Source organism: Streptomyces sp. NPDC054863 (assembly GCF_053610825.1).
The window spans coordinates 1-4471 of the sequence record NZ_JBSGZD010000443.1 but is presented as its reverse complement, the minus strand read 5'-3'; the positions used below and the strand labels follow the sequence as shown (position 1 = coordinate 4471).

Genomic DNA, 4471 nt, shown 5'->3' with positions numbered 1-4471 from the left:
CGCAAGACCACCGCGAAGAAGACCACCGCCAAGAAGAAGTAGTTCACGGCAGCGCGGTACTCACACGCCGGGCCGGGCTCCCTCCGGGGAGCCCGGCCCGCGGTGCGTTCCGGAGGTGTTCTGTGGTGGCGGTCCGTGGCCGGGACGGGGAGCGGGTGCCACAGGGACGGGGAGGGCCTGTGCCCGTACGGGACGGGAACCTGGCGCCACAGGGGGCTCAGAGGCCCCAGCGGCCCCTCTCAGAACGTCTGGAGAGTCACCAGGGTGATCCGGGCGTCCTTGCCCCCGTCGGCCGTCTCGATCCGTACGCGCTGCCCCGCGCGCAGCAGCCGCAGCCCGCCCGCGTCGAAGGCCGCCGCGTCGAAGGGCACCGGGGTGCCGTCGTCGAGCAGCACACTGCCGCTGCGGGTCTCGGAGTCGTACGTGTACGCGGTCGCCTGCATAGCCGTCAGCGTATCCGCCGCACCCGGCCTACAGCTGTGGCTGGCGTACGCAGCCGGCGAAACCCGCGGGCAGGGCGGCGCGCAGCGCAGCCGTGTGCGGACCGGCCCCCAGGGCGAACGCGGTGTGCAGGTCGTCCCCCGTATCCACGTCCTGCCGCACCGAATCCACCAATTCCAGCAGCAGCTCCTCCGCGCCGGAAAGGATGTGCCGCATACGTGAAGGTCCCCCGAACGAGGGCCTCAATTCCACTTCTGGCGCAGCGGAAAGGAATGTAGTTCCGATTCCCGCCGCATCCGTCAGAAATGAACGCGGAAATTCTGCCGCACGGCTCAGCACCCGCTGCAATTCGGCGGGGCGCAGCGCGGGCAGATCGGCGTTCAGGGCGGCGACCGCCGTGCGGGACCCGGCCGCCCGCAGCGACCGTGCTCCGTACGCCAGCGCCGCGTTGAGGCCCGCCGCCGGAGCGTCGGGGACGATGCGCGCCCCCAACTCGGCCAGTGCGGCACCGGCCGCGGCGTCGTCCGTGACGACCACCACATCCCGTACCGCCGCACAGGCCAGCGCCGCGGCCACGGTGTCCTGTGCGAACGCCAGGGCGAGAGAGGGCCTCAGTGCGTCGGGAACTGCGGAGGCGAGCCTGCTTTTCGCCCGTGCCAAGGGCTTCAGCGGGACGACCAGGGACCACGAAGGGGTCCGGGGCGGGTTCAGTTGCGGGCCTCCGTCCGGGCGCGGCCGGTGCGTCTTCGTCACGTGAGCGGGAGGGGAACGGGCCCATTGTCGCCCGAGGTCCCGACAACCGAGAGGCCCGGTCCCCGGGCCGGGGCGTACGGTGTTCTCGACAGACGAGGGACCCGGGGCGACACTTGTCCGCCTGATCAGGGCGCACAGGTGCACACGGGGTGCAGTGGCCAGGGTCCTAGAGGAAGGTGTCCCGAGTGTCCCGCCGCAGAATCGGCTTCTGGTACCGCCTGGCCGCGGTCATCGCCAAACCCCCGCTGCTTGTTCTGTTCAAGCGGGACTGGCGCGGAATGGAGCACATTCCGGCGGACGGCGGTTTCATCACCGCCGTGAACCACAACTCCTACGTGGATCCGCTGTCGTACGCGCACTGGCAGTACAACACCGGCCGGGTGCCGCGCTTCCTCGCCAAGGCGGGGCTCTTCAAGACCCCGTTCGTCGGCATGATGCTGCGCGGGACCGGCCAGATCCCGGTCTACCGCGAGACCACCGACGCGATGACCGCCTTCCGCGCCGCCATCGCGGCCATCGAGCGCGGCGAGTGCGTCGCGTTCTACCCGGAGGGCACCCTCACCCGCGACCCCGACATGTGGCCGATGGCCGGCAAGACCGGGGCCGCCCGCGTCGCGCTGGAGACCAAGGTGCCCGTCGTCCCGGTCGCCCAGTGGGGCGCGAACCTCGCCATGCCTCCGTACGCGAAGGGCAAGAAGACCCACTTCTTCCCGCGCAAGACCCTCCAGGTGCAGGCCGGACCGCCCGTGGACCTGGAGCGGTTCTACGGCTTGGAACCCACGCCGGACGTGCTGCGCGAGGTGACCGAGGTCATCATGGCCGCCATCACCGAACTCCTCGCGGAGGTACGGCAGGAGCCGGTGCCCGCCGAGGTGTACGACCACCGCAGGGCGCGGGCCGAGCAGCGGCGCAGGGCCGCGGCACAGAAGGCGAAGCGGGCGCAGGCGAAGCAGCCGAACCCGACGCAGGCGAGGACTGGGGAGAACGAGAAGTGACACGGGTCGCCGTCTTCGGCAATGGCTCCTGGGGGACCGCCTTCGGCATGGTGCTCGCCGACGCGGGCTGCGAGGTGGCCCTCTGGGGCCGCAACGCCGCCCGCGCGGACGTCATCAATTCCACCCGCAGGAACCCCGAATACCTGCCGGGAGTCGAACTCCCCGCGGGCATCACGGCCACCGCCGACGCGGCACGGGCCGCCGAGGGTGCGGACTTCGTCGTCCTGTGCGTCCCCTCGCAGACGCTGCGCGAGAACCTCAGCGGCTGGAAGGACCTGCTGCCCGCCGACTCCGTCCTCGTCTCCCTGATGAAGGGCGTCGAACTCGGCACCGCGAAGCGGATGAGCGAGGTCATCGCCGAGGTCGCCAAGGTGCCCGACGAGCGCGTCGCCGTGCTCAGCGGACCGAACCTCTCGAAGGAGATCGCCGCCCGGCACCCCGCCGCCGCGGTCGTCGCCTGCCGGGACGAGGAAGCGGCCGTACGGTTCCAGGCCGCGTGCCACACCCCGTACTTCCGCCCGTACACCACGACCGACGTGGTCGGTGTGGAACTGGGCGGCGCCGTCAAGAACGTCATCGCGCTGGCCGTCGGCATCGCCAACGGCATGGGCCTCGGCGACAACACCAAGGCCTCGCTCATCACGCGCGGTCTCGCCGAAACCACCAGGCTCGGCCTCGCGATGGGCGCCGACGCGCACACCTTCGCCGGTCTCGCGGGCATGGGCGACCTGGTCGCCACCTGCTCGTCGCCGCTGTCGCGCAACAACACCTTCGGCATGAACCTGGGCCGCGGCATGACCCTCCAGGAAGCCGTCGCCGCCACCAAGCAGACCGCCGAGGGCGTCAAGTCCTGCGAATCCGTACTGGATCTGGCACAGCGGCACGGCGTCGAGATGCCGATCACCGAGACGGTGGTGAGCATCGTCCACGAGGGCAAGCCGCCACTGGTCGCGGTGAAGGAACTCATGGCGCGCAGCGCCAAGCCCGAGCGCTGATACCTGCGGGGACAACGGGTACCCTCAAGCCGATATGAGCAGCGAGAACCTCCCCCAGAGCCCTGCCCAGGAGCCCCGCAAGCCGCGCGTGGCCGTCGTCTTCGGCGGTCGCAGCTCCGAACACGGCATTTCGATCGTCACCGCCGGCGCCATCATGCAGGCCATCGACCGTGAGAAGTACGACGTGCTGCCGATCGGCATCACCACGGACGGGCGTTGGGTGCTGACCGCCGACGCACCCGACCGGATGGCGATCGCCGACCGCAAGGTGCCCAGCATGGAGCAGCTCGCGGAATCGACCGAAGGCGCCGTGGTCCTGTCCGTCGATCCCGCCAACCGCGAGGTCGTCTACAGCGAGCCGGGTTCGGTGCCCAAGGCACTGGGCGAGGTCGACGTCGTCTTCCCGATGCTGCACGGCCCCTACGGCGAGGACGGCACCCTCCAGGGCCTCCTGGAACTCTCCGGCGTCCCGTACGTCGGCTCGGGCGTGCTCTCCTCGGCCGTCGGCCAGGACAAGGAGTACATGAAGCGCGTCTTCACCTCCTTCGGCCTGCCGGTCGGACCGTACGAGGTCATCCGCCCCCGGGAGTGGGACAACGACCCCTCGGCGGCCCGCAAGAAGATCGTGGACTTCGCGGGCGAGCACGGCTGGCCGCTCTTCGTGAAGCCCGCCCGCGGCGGTTCCTCGATGGGCATCACCAAGGTGGGCGACCTGTCGGGCCTCGACGAGGCGATCGAGGAGGCGCGGCGGCACGACCCGAAGGTGCTCGTCGAGTCGCTGCTCACCGGGCGCGAGATCGAGTGCGGGGTGCTGGAGTTCGAGGACGGTCCGCGCGCGAGCGTGCCCGCCGAGATCCCGCCGGTCTCCGCCCACGACTTCTACGACTTCGAGGCCAAGTACATCGACTCGGCGGCCGGGATCGTCCCCGCGCCGCTGAGCGACGAGCAGACCGCGGAGCTCCAGCGGCTCGCGGTCGCGGCGTTCGACGCGGCGGCCTGCGAGGGCCTGGTCCGGGCGGACTTCTTCCTCCAGGACAACGGCGAGTTCGTGATCAACGAGATCAACACGATGCCGGGCTTCACCCCGATCTCGATGTACCCGCGGATGTGGCAGGAGAGCGGCGTGGGCTACGCGGAGCTGGTGGACCGGCTCATCCAGGCGGCGCTGCGGCGGCCGACGGGGCTGCGCTGAGCGCTCCGCCGGAAGGTGCCGAGTGGTGCCGTCGTTCATCTGCGGCTCCGTCGTGGCTGGGCGCGCCCACGCGGCGGAGCCCCGCGCCCCTACGG

5 protein-coding genes are annotated in these 4471 nt (G+C 70.8%); 3 read left to right on the top strand and 2 right to left on the bottom strand.

Features of this window, described 5'->3' with window-relative positions; translation table 11 throughout:
* Positions 1-239: 239 nt before the first annotated feature.
* Together ACWGIG_RS37235 and cofC are read right to left on the bottom strand one after the other, a co-directional pair.
* Positions 240-443, bottom strand: a complete 204-nt coding sequence (locus tag ACWGIG_RS37235) for a hypothetical protein (RefSeq protein WP_453326149.1) — start codon at positions 441-443, stop codon at positions 240-242.
* A 28-nt stretch (positions 444-471) separates the two neighbouring features.
* Positions 472-1152, bottom strand: a complete 681-nt coding sequence (cofC, locus tag ACWGIG_RS37230; RefSeq protein ID WP_453326150.1) for a 2-phospho-L-lactate guanylyltransferase — start codon at positions 1150-1152, stop codon at positions 472-474.
* Between the two features lie 227 nt (positions 1153-1379).
* Between cofC and ACWGIG_RS37225 the strand changes: the two genes are divergently transcribed.
* The 3 genes from ACWGIG_RS37225 to ACWGIG_RS37215 are packed head-to-tail and all read left to right on the top strand — an operon-like array spanning position 1380 to position 4376.
* Positions 1380-2189 (top strand): lysophospholipid acyltransferase family protein, encoded by an 810-nt coding sequence (locus ACWGIG_RS37225; RefSeq protein ID WP_453326148.1) that lies wholly within the window; start codon positions 1380-1382, stop codon positions 2187-2189.
* Entirely contained in the window at positions 2186-3184 is a 999-nt protein-coding gene (locus tag ACWGIG_RS37220; protein WP_453326147.1) for an NAD(P)H-dependent glycerol-3-phosphate dehydrogenase, read from the top strand. Before ACWGIG_RS37225 ends, ACWGIG_RS37220 begins: the two co-directional genes overlap by 4 nt.
* 34 nt (positions 3185-3218) lie before the next feature.
* Positions 3219-4376: a D-alanine--D-alanine ligase family protein gene (locus ACWGIG_RS37215; RefSeq protein WP_453326146.1), complete on the top strand. Its 1158-nt coding sequence runs from the start codon at positions 3219-3221 to the stop codon at positions 4374-4376.
* Positions 4377-4471: the final 95 nt, after the last annotated feature.

Excerpts from the sequence above, each read along its gene's own strand:
- ACWGIG_RS37235 (WP_453326149.1), bottom strand. The coding sequence starts at position 443 with ATGCAGGCGACCGCGTACACGTACGACTCCGAGACCCGCAGCGGCAGT.
- ACWGIG_RS37215 (WP_453326146.1), top strand. The coding sequence starts at position 3,219 with ATGAGCAGCGAGAACCTCCCCCAGAGCCCTGCCCAGGAGCCCCGCAAG.